The following is a 15,988-nucleotide window of genomic DNA, read 5'->3' on the forward strand; positions in this document are numbered from 1 at the left end:
TAAATATGTCACGTCGCTGATGCCCGCCCTTTGAATTTTCTTTGGGTAGAATGCGCCCAGAATCGAGTCAAGTGCAGCACGCCGGCGAACGGCAAATCGCCTGCTTTCGAAACTTGCTGTTTCGCTTCGCCATGACTTGCGCTAAGAGCGGCTGACAAATTTTATAGAGTAAGCCGGACACGAATGGCCGCCATGACAGAGAAGACACCGTTTTACATCACCACCGCGATTTCATACCCGAACGGCAAGCCGCACATCGGCCATGCCTATGAGCTGATTGCGACGGACGCAATGGCGCGCTACCAGCGCCTCGACGGCAAGGATGTCTTCTTCCTGACGGGTACCGACGAGCACGGCCAGAAGATGCAGCAGACGGCCCGAGCCGAGGGTATGTCGGCCCAGGAGCTTGCAGATCGCAATTCCAGTGCGTTCCAGTCGATGGGGCAGCTCCTCAACGCCTCGAACGACGACTTCATTCGCACGACGCAGGAGCGTCACCACGAGACGTCGCAGAACATCTGGAACCTGATGGCTGACAATGGCGACATCTACAAGGATTCTTATGCCGGCTGGTACTCGGTTCGCGACGAAGCCTACTATCAGGGAAGCGAGACGGAGCTGCGCGCCGATGGCGTGCGCTACGGACCGCAAGGCACGCCTGTCGAATGGGTGGAAGAGGCCAGCTACTTCTTCAAGCTTTCCGAATATCAGGACAAGCTGCTCGCGCACTACGAAGCCAACCCTGACTTCATCGGGCCTGCCGAGCGGCGCAACGAGGTCATCTCCTTCGTCAAGTCGGGACTGAAGGATCTCTCGATTTCACGCACGACCTTCGATTGGGGCATCAAGGTGCCGAACGACCCTGATCACGTCATGTATGTCTGGGTCGATGCCCTGACCAACTACATTACGGCGACCGGGTACATCGAGGATCGCAACGGTCCCCGCGCCAAGTACTGGCCGGCGGACGTTCATATCATCGGCAAGGACATCATCCGCTTCCACGCGGTCTACTGGCCGGCCTTCCTGATGTCCGCCAAGCTGCCGCTTCCCAAGCGCGTCTTCGCGCACGGCTTCCTGCTCAACAAGGGCGAGAAGATGTCGAAGTCGCTCGGCAACGTCGTCGATCCCGTCAATCTGGTGAACCATTTCGGCCTCGACCAGGTGCGTTATTTCTTCCTCCGCGAAGTCTCCTTCGGTCAGGACGGCAGCTACAGCGAAGAGGCGATCGGTACGCGCATCAACTCCGACCTTGCCAACGGCATCGGAAACCTTGCCAGCCGCTCGCTGTCGATGATCGTCAAGAACTGCGACGGCAAGGTCCCGGAATGCGGTCCGCTGACGGACGAAGACAAGACCATGCTGGCGCAGGCCGACGCGCTGCTCGCGTCGACGCGTGACGACATGAACAAGCAGCTGATCCATCGCGCGCTCGCGTCGATCATCGCTGTCGTTTCCGAGACCGACCGCTACTTCGCCGGCCAGGAGCCCTGGGCGCTGAAGAAGACCGATCCGGCACGCATGGGCACCGTGCTCTACGTCACGGCCGAGGTCGTCCGCCAGATTGCCATCCTGTTGCAGCCTTTCGTGCCTGAATCGGCCGGCAAGCTGCTTGATCTGGTTGCGGCTCCTGCCGACAAGCGCGACTTCGCGGCGCTCGGCGAAGCCGGCCGCCTCATCGCAGGCACGGCGCTCGAAGCGCCGAAGCCAGTGTTCCCGCGCTACGTCGCGCCGGAAGCGTGAGGACCTCATGCTGATCGATACGCATTGCCATCTGGATTTCGCCGACTTCGAGGAGCAGCGGGACGAGATCGTCAAGCGCGCCCACGACGCGGGTGTCAAGCAGATGGTGACGATCTCGACGCGGGTGCGCAAGCTGGACGCGCTGCTGGCCATCACCGAGAAATATCCGTCTGTTTTCTGTTCCGTCGGCACGCATCCGAATAATGCGGGCGATGAGCTCGATATCCAGACGGAAGATCTCGTGCGTCTGGCCAATGCCCACGAGAAGATTGTCGCGATCGGCGAGGCCGGCCTTGACTATTTCTACGATACGCAAAAGCCGGAGGACCAGCAGACCGGGCTGCGGCGCCACATTGACGCTTCGCGCGAGACGCAGCTGCCGCTCGTAATCCATAGCCGCAGCGCCGACGGAGACATGGCTGCGATCCTGACAGAGGAAATGGGGAAGGGGGCGTTTCCCTTTATCCTCCATTGCTTCTCGTCTGGCGCTGAACTCGCAAGGATCGGCGTCGACCTGGGCGGCTACGTGTCCTTCTCCGGTATCCTGACCTTCCCGAAGTCGGAGGAACTTCGTGATATCGCCAAAACGGTGCCGCAGGATCGGCTTCTTGTCGAGACCGACGCGCCCTACCTTGCGCCAAAGCGCTGGCGCGGCAAGCGCAACGAACCGTCCTATGTCGTGAACACGGCCGAGGTTCTGGCCGAGACGCTCGGCCTCAGCCATGCCGAGATGGCGCGGATCACCACCGAAAACGCATTCCGCATTTTCTCAAAGATGCCGAGGATCTGACAGCGTGGGCTACAGGCGGCGTTTCACCATTCTCGGCTGTTCGTCGTCGCCCGGCGTTCCACGCATCACTGGCGATTGGGGTGCCTGCGACCCGACCAATCCGAAGAATCGCCGCACCCGCGCGGCGTTCATGGTCCAGCAATATGATGACAACGGCGGCGTCACGACCGTTGTCATCGATACCGGGCCGGATTTTCGCGAGCAGATGATCGCGGCCCGCGTCACTCACATCGACGCCGTCCTCTATACTCATGCCCATGCCGACCACATCCATGGCCTCGACGATCTGCGTGGCTATTTCTATGGCGCGCAGCAGCGGGTTCCGATTCACGCCACGCGTGAGACGATGGACCGCATTCGACAAGGGTTCGGCTACTGCCTTGAAACGCCGCCCGGCAGCAACTATCCGCCGATCGTCGAAGCAAAGGTCATCGGAAGCCTCGACGTCCCGGTGCGGATCAGCGGCGGGGGCGGAACGATCTCGATCCGACCGCACCTGCAGCAGCATGGCGACATATACTCGCTTGGCATTCGCGTTGGCGACGTCGCTTATTGCAGTGATATCAGTGACTTTCCGCCTGAAACTGTCGAAAAACTTCAAGAGCTCGACGTCCTCATCATCGATGCCTTGCAATATCGCTATCATCCGAGCCATCTGTCGCTCGAGCAATCGCTCGACTGGATTAAGCGCCTGAAGCCGAAACGGGCGATCCTGACCCATATGCATACGCCGCTCGACTATGACACGGTCATGGCCGAAACGCCCGATCATGTGGTTCCGGCTTATGATCAGATGAGCTTCGATATCGAACTGGTCGAACTGGAAAGCGGCTGACGACCTGCATGATGTCGCGCGGCGTAATGATCGCAGTTTGCCTGTTGTTGAGGTGTCGCGGTTTTTGTTGTTTCGCTGGCGCTGAAAGCGCGAAGTGATTTAATCGGCACATCAGCATCCAGCGGTAAGCGCCGAAAGAAAAAGCGATTTGGCGATGTTGGCGTACGGCTGATAGTTATGAGCTCCTTCGCAGATCTAGATACGCAATGGTTCCATAATCTATCTTATCCGATCAATGTGTGTAAGAAGGGTACATTCTATCTCGAACTGCAACAAAGGCGTAAGCTGCCTGCTTTTCGGGAGCCATAGTTTGATCCGTACCTTTTCCCATTTGAGTTTTGACGAACGCCGATCGATTTCCAGGATGTTGGATCAGAAGTTTAGCCAGTCTGAGATCGCCAGACGCCTCGGCCGGGACCGTGCGACCATCTCCCGGGAGATCAAACGCAACTACTGGCACGATCAGGAATTCCCCGCGGAATAAAGATCGTCAGTGCACGCCGATGTCGCTTTGCGTATCCGATTCCAGCTGCAGGCATGCGGACCAAAGCGGTGTCTTGTGGAAGGATCCGTCCTGGAAGAGTGTGAGGCCCTCTCTTGCTTCATAGAGCAAGCCGAGCCAGCACAAGCGCTGTAAGACGCCGTATTTTAGATCGGATTTCAGCTTCCAGGCTTCCAGGGTCATTTCGGTTTCCGAAAGAGGCGCCAGATCTGGATAGAGGATTTTCACAACCTCCATTGGCGTGCAACCTTCTCTGGCCTTGATATTGAGAAGATTGAGGAACATGCGCCACCAGCGCAACCGCGCTTGCACCTCCTCTTCCCGTTCGGTGGCGTGGATGTAGGAATAGAGATAATCCGTGGCGACCAGATCGAAGAAGGCGTTAGGGTTCACCAGAAACTCGCGGCCGCGTCTGGTTGGCAGCAGCACATCCTTTTTCCGACGAAGCAGCTTCAGATGACGGGTCATGTCGCGCACGACCCAGAGCGGCGGCATGTCGCGTTCATTGAGCACCTTGTGCATGCTGTAGAGATCTTCGGCTGTAAAGTCGGGCCAGAGGAAGTTAACAGCGGCCCAATCCACGAACTTGCGGTTCATGGCGCCGGTTGCCGTCAATCCTATGCCCCCCTCACCGTCAGCATAGGCAACCGAAAGAAGCATGCCGCGAAGAAGTGGTGACAGCGCGGCGATGTCGACGTCACCTTGCAGGTTGATTTCCGGAAGCATCGTGCGGCTTTGATCCCCAACTGGGCCTTGCAAGTGCTAGCGAGTATCGAGCGGTAAAGGAACAATTGCCAGTGAGAAAGCTAAAGCCGAAGGGGAATGTTATCACCCACCCCCGCTCCGCCCTTTCAACCCGGCCCAGCCGGCCGGATCGGGGGCTGATTGTCAGAGCCAGTGTCGCATTTGTAACTGGCTAACAATGTCGCGCCTCTAGCCAGCTTTGACAATGGCTGTAGCCGGGTGGGTTCTAGGATGAAGAGCGACTTGCTAATGATCCCAATGGGTTATCAATTGCAAGGACGATGCAATGAAGCGCACCTACTCTCAGATTGGATTGGACGAACGCCGTAAGATTGCCCGTTGGAGGTTGGCTGGGCTCAGTATTGACGCCATTGCAGAGAAGCTCGGAAGGCATCGTTCGACGATCTTTCGCGAAGTCCGGCGCAACATAATCTCAGCGGCTACCACTGCGTGACCGCGCATCAGATGGCCTGTGATCGCCGGTTAAAGCTGCGCAAGCTCGCGCGCTTCTCGCATGTCCGGCAATCGGTGATCGAGCGGATCGTAGACGGCTGGTCACCGCAGCAGATTGCCGGTCGGATGCGCCTGGAGCACCATCCGATCTCGGTGAGCCACGAGACGATCTACAAATTCGCATACTCGGCCGACGGCCAGGCGATCAAGCTGTGGCGACATCTGCCGGAGCGTCGTGCCAGGCGCAGGCCAAGACATGCCAGATGCAAGCACGGTCAACGCTTTAGCTCGGATCTGAACATTTTGCGTCGTCCCGACACTGTCGCTGACCGCAAACAGTTTGGGCACTGGGAATGTGATCTTATCCAGTTCCGCAAGAAGTTTGGAAAGGCCAACGTCACGTCGCTCGTCGAGCGCGTTAGCCGATTTGCGATCTTCCTGCGTAACAACGACCGTCAGTCACGTCCGGTCATGGACGGCCTCATACAGGCCCTCAAGGCCCTACCCCATCTAGCCCGTCGCTCGATCACCTTCGACCGTGGCACGGAGTTTACGGATTGGCCGTATCTTCAGGCGAGCATCGGCACCCAAACCTGGTTCTGCGACCCGCAATCGCCGTGGCAGAAAGGCACCGTCGAGAATACCAATGGCCGCGTCCGGAAATGGCTTTCGAGAGAGGTCGATCCATTATCGGTCACAGATGCCGATCTGATCGAGATCTGCAACCGGCTGAACGCAACACCCCGCAAATGCCTTGGCTATCGAACCCCGGCCGAAGTCTTCCGAAAGAAACTGCTCGCGCAGATCAGACATGCCGGCTAGCTTGATGAGCCACAAAAGTCGCGGTTCAGCATGAACTCACAATCTACCGTAAGGAATAGCGCACGAAGGACGCCTACCAACACCCCGCCTGCTGATCTATGCTCTTTCCTTGTGCGTAGACTGCCCTAGAATTCCTAGGACAGCCGGAGCCGTTGCCATGCGCGCCTTTCTCGCAGTTTTCATTCTGTGTGCCGCGTCCTTCGTTTTGTTTGCGACCGCTCAAGCCGAAGATCCGATCGACGCGACGCGAGCGATGATCGAGGCGCAGATCAAGGCGTTCCTGAACGACGACGTCGACACGGCCTATTCCTTCGCCGCACCCGGGATCAAGGCGATCTACCCCGACAAGAACGTCTTCTTCGCCATGGTCAAGAAAAGCTACGAGCCGGTTTACCACCCTGGCAATTATGCCTTTGGGCGCAGCCGCTCGATCGACAATGGCGCGATGATCTATCACGAGGTGCTGATATCAGGCCGTGACGGCAAGGATTGGACTGCCGTCTACCAGCTGGCGCGTCAGCCTGACGGAAACTACAAGATCAACGGTGTGCAGATCGTGCCAAATACCGAAAGCAAAGGCATCTAAAGAAATGCCGCGGAAAGCCTCTCGCGATTTTTCGTTTGGAATTCAGATCAGGCTGGCTGGTTCCAAGGCATCAAGTTGAGCAGCTTCGCCATCCCGCACCAGCCGGATATGCCGGCAAAGGCAAGCGCCGCGCCAAACAGGCCGGCAACGACGAAGCCAGCTGGGCTGATGAAGAAGCCGGCAAGCACCGACAGCAGCACGAGGAAGCCGACGACGATCTGGACCTGACGGAAGATCGTTAGGCGCGGGGCGGCTGTGCCGACCACCGGCAGGCCTTCCGCTTTCCAAGCAGTGATGCCGCCCTCAAGATTGAAGACCGGATACTCGCTTCCCTCCTGGGCTACCAGCCGCTCGCAGGCTTGCTGGCCGCGACCGCCCTTCAGGCACTGGAATACGACTTTGCGTCCGGCCGGGACGGAAAGGACTCGGGTGAGGTTTCCGACCTCGGACAGAGGCAGGGAAAGGGCCGAAGCGATATGCTCGCTGCGGAACTCCTCCGGCTCGCGGACGTCGATAAGGACCGCCTCGCCCGCACCTATCCACTCTTTCGCCTGGCGCGGTGTCACCACCTTCATCGACTGCGTCATTGCTCAAACCTTCCTGCAGAAGCGGTTGTAGAGAATTTCCATGATCTCCAGAGCCGCCGGATCGTTTATAAAATAATAGAGCGTACGGTGGTCCCGCCGGAAATCGACGAGGCCTTCCTTCTTCAATTTCGCCAGATGCTGCGACATTGAGGTCTGGCCGATGCCTGTCTCCTCGACCAGCGTACCAACGCTCTTCTCGCCGGCGGCAAGAAGACAGAGGATCAGCAGCCTGTGCGGGCTTGCAAGTCCACTCAGGAACTCCGCAGCCCCTTCCGCCTTGCCGCTCATCTCCAGCGTGAAGTCCGTCATCGGCGCCTCTTTACATTTCGTATTTTACTGATATCACATTTTTACGAAATGAAAAGCAAGAAATACGGAAACAGAATGATGAACAAGGATTACAAGCAGATCACCCGTGATATCGCCGCCTATACCGGAGAACTGAGAAAGCTGGCGCCGGAGGCCATGCAAGGCTTCTACGCACTAGCGAAAGGCGCAAGCGCCGATGGCGCCCTCGACAAGAAGACGAAGGAACTGATCGCGTTGGCGATCGGCGTCACTCAGCGCTGCGACGGCTGCATCGGCTTTCACGCCAAGGCATTGAAAGAACTCGGCGCCACTCGTGAAGAGGTCGCCGAGGTCATGGCGATGAGTGTTTATATGGGCGGTGGCCCAGCGTTGATGTATGCCGCAGACGCGCTGCGCGCCTATGACCAGTTTGCCGAAGCTTAAGGCGGCTCAGACTGGATCGAGATCGCCCCTGGCCCATTCCTCCATGGTCTCGGCCATGAAATCGGCGAAACGGCCTTCGGCGATTGACTTGCGGATGCCCTGCATCAGCTCCTGGTAATAGGCGAGATTGTGCCAGGAGAGCAGCATGCCGCCGAGGGCCTCATTGGCACGCACGAGGTGGTGCAGGTAGGCACGGGAGTAGTCGCGCGATGCCGGGCAGTTCGATTGTTCGTCGAGCGGCCGCATATCCTCTGCGTGACGGGCATTGCGGATGTTGACCTTGCCGCGACGTGTAAAGGCAAGCCCGTGACGGCCAGAGCGGGTCGGCATCACGCAGTCGAACATGTCGATGCCGCGAGCGACGGACTTCAGGATATCGTCAGGCGTACCGACGCCCATGAGATAGCGCGGCTTCTCCGTTGGCAATACCGGAAGGGTCTCCTCGAGCATCTTCAGCATGACCTCCTGCGGCTCGCCAACGGCGAGACCGCCGACCGCGTAGCCCTTGAGATCGAGATCGGTCAGTGCCGCGGCCGACCGGACGCGCAGCGCGGGTACATCCCCGCCCTGCACGATGCCGAACATGGCTTTACCCGGCTGGTTGCCGAAGGCGACCTTGCAACGCTCCGCCCAGCGCAGCGACAGCTCCATGGCGCGCTCGATTTCCCGCGGTTCCGCCGGCAGCGCCACGCACTCGTCAAGCTGCATCTGGATGTCGGAATCGAGCAGTCCCTGGATCTCGATCGAGCGCTCCGGCGACATGTGATGCAGGCTGCCGTCGACATGCGACTTGAAGGTTACGCCCTGCTCATCGAGCTTGCGGAGACCCGAGAGCGACATCACCTGGAACCCGCCGGAATCGGTCAGGATCGGATGCTCCCAGCGGATCAGCTTGTGCAGACCACCGAGCCGGGCCACGCGTTCCGCTGTAGGGCGCAGCATGAGATGATAGGTGTTGCCGAGGATGATGTCGGCGCCCGTGTCGCGAACCTGGTCGAGATACACGGCCTTAACGGTACCGACGGTGCCGACGGGCATGAAGGCCGGCGTGCGGATCGTGCCCCGCGGCATCGAGACTTCGCCCAGGCGAGCACCGGCGTCAGTCTTCTTGAGGGTGAACTGAAAGTTCTCGGTCATTTAGTCTTTCCGGAAAAGAAGGCTGGAATCGCCATAGGAATAGAAGCGGTAGCCCGTCGAAATCGCGTGCTGATAGGCTGCATGCATGGTCTCGAAGCCGGCAAAGGCCGAAACGAGCATGAACAGGGTCGATCGGGGCAAATGGAAGTTCGTCATCAGCATGTCAACCGCCTTGAAGCGGTAGCCTGGCGTGATGAAGATACCCGTGGCGCCGGCCCAGGCCCGGATCTCGCCATTGTCCTCCGCAGCACTTTCGATCAGCCGTAGCGAAGTCGTGCCCACACAGATGATGCGCCCGCCCCTCGCCTTCACGGCATTGAGGCTCGCAGCCGTTTCGGCGCTGACATGGCCGCTTTCGAGATGCATCTTGTGGTCGTCGGTATCGTCCGCTTTGACTGGCAAGAAGGTGCCGGCGCCGACATGTAGCGTCACGAAATGGCGCTCGACCCCAGCCTTGTCGATCGCGTCGAAAAGCGCGGGCGTGAAGTGAAGTCCGGCCGTGGGAGCGGCGACGGCGCCTTCCTCGCGTGCATAGATGGTCTGGTAGTCGGCGCGGTCGCGTTCATCCTCGGCGCGTTTGGCGGCGATGTAGGGTGGCAGCGGAATATGTCCGACGGAATGGATGGCCTCGTCGAGCATCGGCCCAGACAGGTCGAAGGCAAGGGTGACTTCGCCGCCCTCGCCTTTTTCCTCGACCGTGCATTCGAGCTTGCCGAGCAGGCAGCTGGTGCCGTCATGGCCAAATGAGATGCGATCACCGATCTTGATGCGCTTACCGGGCTTGGCAAAAGCCTTCCAGCGGCTGGTGCCGGTGCGCATATGCAGCGTTGCCGAAACCTGCTGACCGCCGGCGCCCTCACGATAACGGATGCCCTCGAGCTGCGCCGGGATCACCTTGGTGTCGTTGAAGACGAGCGAGTCCCCTGCCCTTAGAAAGCTGAGCAAATCGCTAACCCGATGGTCCGACAGCTGCACTTCGCCCGCCGGGTCGACGACGAGCAGGCGCGCGCTATCGCGCGGCTCGGCGGGCCGCAGGGCGATCCGTTCATCCGGCAGGTCGAAATCAAAGAGGTCTACGCGCATCACTCAAATCCAGGCAAAGCGAAACCCGCCCCACGCTTTCGCGCAAGGGCGGGTTTCAGCAAAAATCACAATCAGACGTCAGCGGCAACCCGCATCGAGACGATCGAGTCCGGATCGACGACCGGCTCGCCCTTCTTGATCTTGTCGACGTTGTCCATGCCTTCGATGACCTGACCCCAGACGGAGTACTGCTTGTTCAGCCAAGGAGCATCGGTGAAGCAAATGAAGAACTGCGAATTGGCAGAGTTCGGGTTCTGGGAGCGGGCCATTGAGCACGTGCCTCTGACGTGGCTGACCGCCGAGAACTCAGCCTTGAGGTCGGGCTTCTCGGAACCGCCCATGCCCGCGCGGCTCGGGTTGAAGCTCTCGCCGCCCTTCTTGCCGAACTTCACGTCGCCGGTCTGCGCCATGAAATCGTTGATGACGCGATGGAAGACAACGTTGTCATAGGCCTTCTCGCGAGCGAGTTCCTTGATGCGGGCGACATGTTCCGGCGCTACTTCCGGCAGCAACTGGATGACAACCTTACCCTTAGTGGTTTCCAGGATGATGGTGTTTTCGGGATCCTTGATCTCGGCCATTTTTCTTCTCCTACTTGTCTTGAAACTTACTTGCTGCCGACAGTGACCTTGATCATCCGGTCGGGATTGCTGACTTCGCCGTTCTGGCCCTCGCCGCGCTTGATCTTGTCGACATTCTCCATGCCGGAGACGACCTTGCCAACAACCGTGTACTGGCCGTTGAGGAAGGAGCCATCAGCAAACATGATAAAGAACTGGGAGTTCGCCGAGTTCGGGTCCTGTGAGCGGGCCATACCGACCGTACCCCGCACGAAAGGCGTCTTCGAGAATTCGGCCGGCAGGTCAGGCAGGTCGGAGCCACCGGTACCGGCACGGCTCGCATCGAAGCCCTTTTCCATGTTGCCAAACTTCACGTCGCCAGTCTGGGCCATGAAGCCTTCGATGACGCGATGGAAGGCGACGTTGTCATACGCGCCCTTCTTGGCGAGCGCTTCGATCTGCGCGACGTGCTTCGGCGCGACGTCCGGCATAAGCTGGATCACGACCGGACCGTCTTTCAGCTGGATCGTCAGCGTGTTGCCGGACTGCGCGAATGCGGCGCCCGCGAACGAGGCAAGGGAAAGCACGGCTGCAAATGCGAAAGAGAAAAGTTTCATAATGGCTCCGTTGCGGCGAAAAGGTCGCCTAGGATTTGCGCTTGGATTGAAGAGCTTTCAAGACCGCAGCCGGCACAAAGGCGCTGACGTCGCCTCCCATGGCAGCGATTTGCCGGACCAATGTGGCGGTTATGGGCCGCGAGGCCGTTCCGGCTGGCAGAAAGATCGTTTGAATGTCGGGCGCCATCTGGCGGTTCATCCCGGCCATCTGCATTTCATAGTCGAGATCGGTGCCGTCCCTGAGGCCGCGGATCAGTAGGGTCGCGCTATGGGATCGCGCCGCGTCGACGACGAGATTGTCGAATGCAACGACTGAGATGTCGCCGGTCTTTTCAGGCATTGCTTCCGCGAGCGACTGGCGAATGAGATTCGCCCTCTCATCGAAGGAAAAGAGCGGTGCCTTGCCGGGATGAACGCCGATCGCGACGATAACCTTGGACGCAACGCTCAGCGCCTGGACAAGAACATCCAGATGTCCGTTGGTGATCGGGTCGAACGACCCCGGATAAAAAGCTGTCGTCATTGGCCTAGCCATTTGTTTCGACGCCCTTTTGTCATGGATGACGGTTGCCCGCAAGTCATTTGCCCATCGCTGAACGGCGGATGAATGCAGCATTCAAGGCGGCTTCAGACCGGCTCGCTATAGTTGAGACCGTCAACACCCGATGTCATTCCGGCATCGGTCAGCCCCGGAAAACGCCCATGCTGATCATCCTTGTTGTATTCGCTGTCATCGTCTCGCTGCTTGCCGAATTTTTCTACGGCTACGTGCGGGAAATGCAGGATGCAAGTTGGGTGCGGCCAAGCGTACGGGAACATTATGCAATCGTGCGTAAGACAGGAAATGTGGCGTTTAAACCGATTAAGGATTCTGAATGCCAGATGAACGGCGCATTCAAGGTCGCTTCAGAACGGCCTTGCTAAACGACCCGTCAATATCCCTGGAACCATTTTCGCACGCATGCGTTCACTCAACCAGCGTAACGCGATACGCGCCGCACAAGGAAGAAGATATGCCCAATAAAATTACCATGATTAATGCTGTCTGGATGGTAATGATGACTGGTATGCTTGCAGCGACTGTCGCGCTTTACGATCACAAAGTGGATGCGTCCAAGGTATATGGCCCTTATGCGTCGGCTCGTGCGGCGGTAATGAGCCAGTACTAAGGGACGTGAACGCAAAGCCCAGGAGGATTGCTCATGTTCACGATACTAGCTGTGCTCACCGCCCTTATCAGCATAATGTTTATCGTGTCCGTGGCTTCCACCATCTCTGCCCTTCGCCATGAAAGCGAAGAACTGAAGAAGACCGATGGAAAACACAGCTGGTTCTAGCCGCTATCGACATCTGGGATTGCATGTTTTCAATCGAAATAGGCCGGATGAACGAGGTTTGTCCGGCCTATTTCGTGCCTAGAGATGGCGTTCTCTCGCGCATAGCTTAACGTCGCTTCTAGCAGAGCCTTGGCATAGCCGCCGCCCATTTCACTTCGACGCACATAGACCATTGATGAGCGTTGGCCGATGCACCATCTTACTGGCACGCTGGCGGCTCAGCCCCATCATCCCGACGGGCTCACCCTGCTTAAGGGCCACGAGAACAGGCCCGTCGACCAATCGCCTACGCCATTCATCGTCTGAGAGCGCTTCCCAGTCGCCGACGGTACTGGCAAGGCTGCGGGCTCGGTCCGCAGCGCTTCCAGCCGAATGACTTTGAAGATGGCAACATCGTCAATACCGAGAATCCGGATCACTCTGCCCTCCATTTCGGCTGCAGCACCGCCAGCCGGTTCCCGCAGTCAAGGTGCCCAAAAAGAAAACCGGGCAGTCGCCCGGTTTTCAAGATCAAACGCTTAGAACATCACGCTTCCGTTTCAGGCTCACCTTCCGGAACCGAGGCAATGTCGTCGCCATTCTCGGCAACGTCTTCAGTCTCCTCCTCTGGCTCGCTAATGCGCTCGACGGATACGACCTTTTCATCCTTGGCAGTCGAGAAGATGGTGACGCCCTTCGTTGCTCGGCTCGCGATACGGATGCCGCCCACCGGAACGCGGATGAGCTGGCCGCCATCGGATACGAGCATGATCTGGTCGCCTTCGTTGACCGGGAAAGCGGCCACGAGTTCGCCGATCTCCCCCGTCTTCGACGTATCGGTGGCGCGAATGCCCTTGCCGCCACGGCCGGAAATGCGGAAGTCGTAGGAGGAGGATCGCTTGCCGAAGCCCTTCTCGGAAACCGTCAGGACGTACTGCTCGCGCGCCTTCAGTTCCTCATAGCGCTCGTCGCTCAGTTGACCTTCCTCGGTCACTTCCTCGCCAACCAGCGAGATTTCCTCGGCGTCACCCGTCGCGAGGCGGCGTTCGCTCGCGGCCCGCTTCAGGTAGGCTGCGCGTTCCCAAGGTTCGGCATCGACATGTCCAACAATCGTCATCGAGATGATGCGGTCGGCGTCACCGAGGTTGATGCCGCGAACGCCGATGGAGTTGCGGCCAGCAAAGACGCGGACGTCATCGACGGGGAAGCGAATGCACTGACCGAGCGCCGTGGTCAGAAGCACATCGTCATGCTCGGTGCAGGTCTCGACGGAGAGGATTTCGTCGCCTTCTTCCTCGAGCTTCATCGCGATCTTGCCGTTGCGGTTGACCTGAACGAAGTCGGAAAGCTTGTTGCGGCGAACTGTCCCGCGCGTCGTCGAGAACATGACGTCGAGCTTATCCCAGCTGTCCTCATCCTCCGGCAACGGCAGGATCGTGGTGATGCGTTCGCCGGGCTCCAGTGGCAGCATGTTGATGAGCGCCTTGCCGCGCGCAGTCGGCGTGCCGATCGGCAGGCGATAGACCTTTTCCTTGTAAACGATACCGCGCGAGGAGAAGAACAGAACCGGCGTATGCGTGTTGAGAACGAATAGCTGGCTAACAAAATCCTCGTCGCGCGTCGTCATGCCGGAGCGGCCCTTGCCGCCACGGCGCTGGGCGCGATAGGTCGTCAGCGGCACGCGCTTGATGTAGCCGAGATGGGAGACTGTCACGACCATGTCTTCGCGGGCGATGAGATCCTCATCGTCCATTTCAAGGCCGCCGTCCATGATCTCGGTGCGGCGCGGCGTGCCGAATTCGTCGCGAACGGCTGCAAGCTCTTCTTTGACGATCGTCTGGATGCGAACCCGCGACGACAGGATTTCAAGGTAATCCTTAATCTCTTCGCCTATCTTGTTGAGTTCGTCACCGATTTCGTCACGGCCGAGTGCGGTCAGACGGGCCAGACGCAGTTCGAGGATGGCGCGCGCCTGCTCTTCCGAGAGGTTGTATGTCAGGTCCTCATTGATGCGGTGACGCGGATCGTCGATCAGGCGGATCAGGCTTTCGACATCGGCGGCCGGCCAGCGGCGCGTCATCAACTGCTCGCGTGCGGTCTGCGGATCCGGCGCCTGCCGGATCGTGCGGATGATCTCGTCAATATTGGCGACAGCGATCGCCAGGCCGACCAAGACGTGAGCGCGCTCGCGGGCCTTGCGGAGAAGAAATTTCGTTCTCCGGCTAACGACTTCCTCACGGAAGGAAACGAAGGCGCGCAGCATATCGAGTAGCGTCAGCTGTTCCGGCTTGCCGCCGTTCAGCGCCACCATGTTGCAGCCAAAGGAGGTTTGCAGCGGCGTGTAGCGGTAGAGCTGGTTCAGGATGACATCGGCATTCGCATCGCGCTTCAACTCGACGACGACGCGATAGCCCTGACGGTCGGATTCATCGCGTAGGTCGGAGATCCCTTCGATACGCTTGTCGCGCACCAGTTCGGCCATCTTCTCGATCATCGTCGACTTGTTCACCTGATACGGGATCTCGGTGATGATGATCTGTTCGCGATCGCCACGCATCGGCTCGATGGTGGCAACGCCGCGCATGATCACCGAGCCGCGACCGGTCTCGTAGGCCGAGCGAATGCCGGCGCGACCAAGGATCTTGGCGCCGGTCGGGAAGTCCGGACCCGGAATAATCTGCATGATGTCAGGCAGTTCGATCGCCGGGTTGTCGATCAGCGCAATGCAGCCGTCGATGACTTCGGACAGATTGTGCGGCGGAATATTCGTCGCCATACCCACGGCGATGCCGCCTGCCCCGTTCACTAGGAGGTTCGGGAACTTTGCGGGAACAACGACGGGCTCGGACAGCGTGCCGTCATAGTTATCGCGGAAGTCGACCGTTTCCTTGTCGAGATCGTCGAGCAGCGAATGCGCGGCCTTTTGCAGGCGGCACTCTGTGTAGCGTTCGGCCGCCGGCGGATCGCCGTCGACGGAGCCGAAGTTGCCCTGGCCGTCGATCAGCGGAAGGCGGAGCGACCAGTCCTGCGCCATACGCGCTAGCGCGTCGTAGATCGCTGCGTTGCCGTGCGGATGGTATTTACCCATCACATCCCCGGTAACGCGGGCGCATTTGACGTATTTCTTGTTCCAGTCGATGCCGAGTTCGGACATGCCGTAAAGGATGCGCCGGTGCACGGGCTTCAGGCCGTCGCGGACATCAGGCAGGGCGCGGCTGACGATAACGCTCATGGCGTAATCGAGATACGACCGCTGCATTTCCTCCATGATGGAGATGGGCTCGATGCCTGGCGGGAGCTTCCCGCCGCCGGGGGGTGTTTGCTCAGTCAAAACAGATCACGATCTCTTCTAGAATCACTTGAAGATTTATAGCGGAAAGCCTGTTCCTACGCTAATTTTGGCACGGGTTTTGAACAGACTTTTGCGGTCTTATGAGGGCAATGGGAGCCTCTGGGACGGTTATTTGCACCGCCCTAATAA

General features: G+C 59.0%; 17 protein-coding genes and 2 pseudogenes. 10 read left to right on the top strand and 9 right to left on the bottom strand.

The features are described from left to right. Positions 1-192: 192 nt before the first annotated feature. The 4 genes and pseudogenes from metG to IB244_RS32795 form a co-directional block, all read left to right on the top strand. Positions 193-1,743 (top strand): methionine--tRNA ligase, encoded by a 1,551-nt coding sequence (gene metG, locus IB244_RS21900; protein WP_026371503.1) that lies wholly within the window; start codon positions 193-195, stop codon positions 1,741-1,743. Between the two features lie 7 nt (positions 1,744-1,750). Next, positions 1,751-2,533 (top strand): TatD family hydrolase, encoded by a 783-nt coding sequence (locus IB244_RS21905; protein WP_113472155.1) that lies wholly within the window; start codon positions 1,751-1,753, stop codon positions 2,531-2,533. 4 nt (positions 2,534-2,537) lie between these two features. Continuing rightward, a complete protein-coding gene (locus tag IB244_RS21910; protein ID WP_169684036.1) occupies positions 2,538-3,368 on the top strand; it encodes an MBL fold metallo-hydrolase in 831 nt (276 codons plus the stop codon). 310 nt (positions 3,369-3,678) lie between these two features. After that, a pseudogene (locus IB244_RS32795) lies at positions 3,679-3,819 on the top strand (helix-turn-helix domain-containing protein); the annotation flags it as partial. A gap of 39 nt (positions 3,820-3,858) precedes the next feature. On the opposite strand, the gene IB244_RS21920 reads toward IB244_RS32795, so the two are convergent. After that, on the bottom strand, positions 3,859-4,596 hold the full coding sequence (locus IB244_RS21920; RefSeq protein WP_192305550.1) for a hypothetical protein: 738 nt from the start codon (positions 4,594-4,596) through the stop codon (positions 3,859-3,861). A gap of 304 nt (positions 4,597-4,900) precedes the next feature. On the opposite strand from IB244_RS21920, the pseudogene IB244_RS21925 reads away from it, so the two are divergent. Together IB244_RS21925 and IB244_RS21930 are read left to right on the top strand one after the other, a co-directional pair. Then, positions 4,901-5,889 (top strand): annotated as a pseudogene (locus IB244_RS21925) (IS30 family transposase). A 157-nt stretch (positions 5,890-6,046) separates the two neighbouring features. Beyond that, the gene (locus IB244_RS21930) at positions 6,047-6,475 is read left to right on the top strand and encodes a DUF4864 domain-containing protein (protein WP_113470402.1); all 429 of its coding nucleotides are present in this window, start codon (positions 6,047-6,049) and stop codon (positions 6,473-6,475) included. Between the two features lie 47 nt (positions 6,476-6,522). Here the strand turns inward: IB244_RS21930 and IB244_RS21935 are convergent, their stop codons facing one another. Both IB244_RS21935 and IB244_RS21940 read right to left on the bottom strand, forming a co-directional pair. Beyond that, positions 6,523-7,062, bottom strand: coding sequence for a rhodanese-like domain-containing protein (locus IB244_RS21935; protein WP_018855054.1), 540 nt, complete (start codon positions 7,060-7,062; stop codon positions 6,523-6,525). A gap of 3 nt (positions 7,063-7,065) precedes the next feature. Further along, the gene (locus IB244_RS21940) at positions 7,066-7,371 is read right to left on the bottom strand and encodes an ArsR/SmtB family transcription factor (protein ID WP_018855053.1); all 306 of its coding nucleotides are present in this window, start codon (positions 7,369-7,371) and stop codon (positions 7,066-7,068) included. A gap of 78 nt (positions 7,372-7,449) precedes the next feature. Here IB244_RS21940 and IB244_RS21945 point away from each other — a divergent pair, with 78 nt between their 5' ends. Further along, positions 7,450-7,794: a carboxymuconolactone decarboxylase family protein gene (locus IB244_RS21945; RefSeq protein ID WP_192305568.1), complete on the top strand. Its 345-nt coding sequence runs from the start codon at positions 7,450-7,452 to the stop codon at positions 7,792-7,794. Between the two features lie 6 nt (positions 7,795-7,800). Here IB244_RS21945 and tgt read toward each other — a convergent pair whose 3' ends face one another. From tgt to coaD, 5 genes are all read right to left on the bottom strand, one after another. Then, positions 7,801-8,931: a tRNA guanosine(34) transglycosylase Tgt gene (gene tgt, locus IB244_RS21950; RefSeq protein WP_113470403.1), complete on the bottom strand. Its 1,131-nt coding sequence runs from the start codon at positions 8,929-8,931 to the stop codon at positions 7,801-7,803. Next, positions 8,932-10,014 carry a tRNA preQ1(34) S-adenosylmethionine ribosyltransferase-isomerase QueA gene (gene queA, locus IB244_RS21955; RefSeq protein ID WP_192305552.1) on the bottom strand — a complete coding sequence of 361 codons (1,083 nt, stop codon included), beginning with the start codon at positions 10,012-10,014 and terminating at the stop codon, positions 8,932-8,934. Positions 10,015-10,085: 71 nt separating this feature from the next. Further along, positions 10,086-10,595, bottom strand: coding sequence for a peptidylprolyl isomerase (locus IB244_RS21960; protein ID WP_018855049.1), 510 nt, complete (start codon positions 10,593-10,595; stop codon positions 10,086-10,088). Positions 10,596-10,621: 26 nt separating this feature from the next. Beyond that, positions 10,622-11,191 carry a peptidylprolyl isomerase gene (locus IB244_RS21965; protein ID WP_025660993.1) on the bottom strand — a complete coding sequence of 190 codons (570 nt, stop codon included), beginning with the start codon at positions 11,189-11,191 and terminating at the stop codon, positions 10,622-10,624. A 28-nt stretch (positions 11,192-11,219) separates the two neighbouring features. Further along, positions 11,220-11,714, bottom strand: a complete 495-nt coding sequence (gene coaD / locus IB244_RS21970; protein ID WP_018855047.1) for a pantetheine-phosphate adenylyltransferase — start codon at positions 11,712-11,714, stop codon at positions 11,220-11,222. 179 nt (positions 11,715-11,893) lie between these two features. Here coaD and IB244_RS21975 point away from each other — a divergent pair, with 179 nt between their 5' ends. From IB244_RS21975 to IB244_RS32800, 3 genes are all read left to right on the top strand, one after another. Then, on the top strand, positions 11,894-12,115 hold the full coding sequence (locus tag IB244_RS21975; protein ID WP_018855046.1) for a hypothetical protein: 222 nt from the start codon (positions 11,894-11,896) through the stop codon (positions 12,113-12,115). Between the two features lie 89 nt (positions 12,116-12,204). Then, entirely contained in the window at positions 12,205-12,360 is a 156-nt protein-coding gene (locus tag IB244_RS21980; RefSeq protein WP_018855045.1) for a hypothetical protein, read from the top strand. A 33-nt stretch (positions 12,361-12,393) separates the two neighbouring features. Continuing rightward, on the top strand, positions 12,394-12,528 hold the full coding sequence (locus IB244_RS32800) for a hypothetical protein (protein ID WP_018855044.1): 135 nt from the start codon (positions 12,394-12,396) through the stop codon (positions 12,526-12,528). 526 nt (positions 12,529-13,054) lie between these two features. On the opposite strand, the gene gyrA is transcribed toward IB244_RS32800, so the two are convergent. Then, a complete protein-coding gene (gene gyrA / locus IB244_RS21985; RefSeq protein WP_169683845.1) occupies positions 13,055-15,838 on the bottom strand; it encodes a DNA gyrase subunit A in 2,784 nt (927 codons plus the stop codon). Positions 15,839-15,988: the final 150 nt, after the last annotated feature.

The organism is Rhizobium sp. RHZ02, from assembly GCF_014851575.1.
Classification (GTDB): Bacteria; Pseudomonadota; Alphaproteobacteria; order Rhizobiales; family Rhizobiaceae; genus Rhizobium; species Rhizobium altiplani.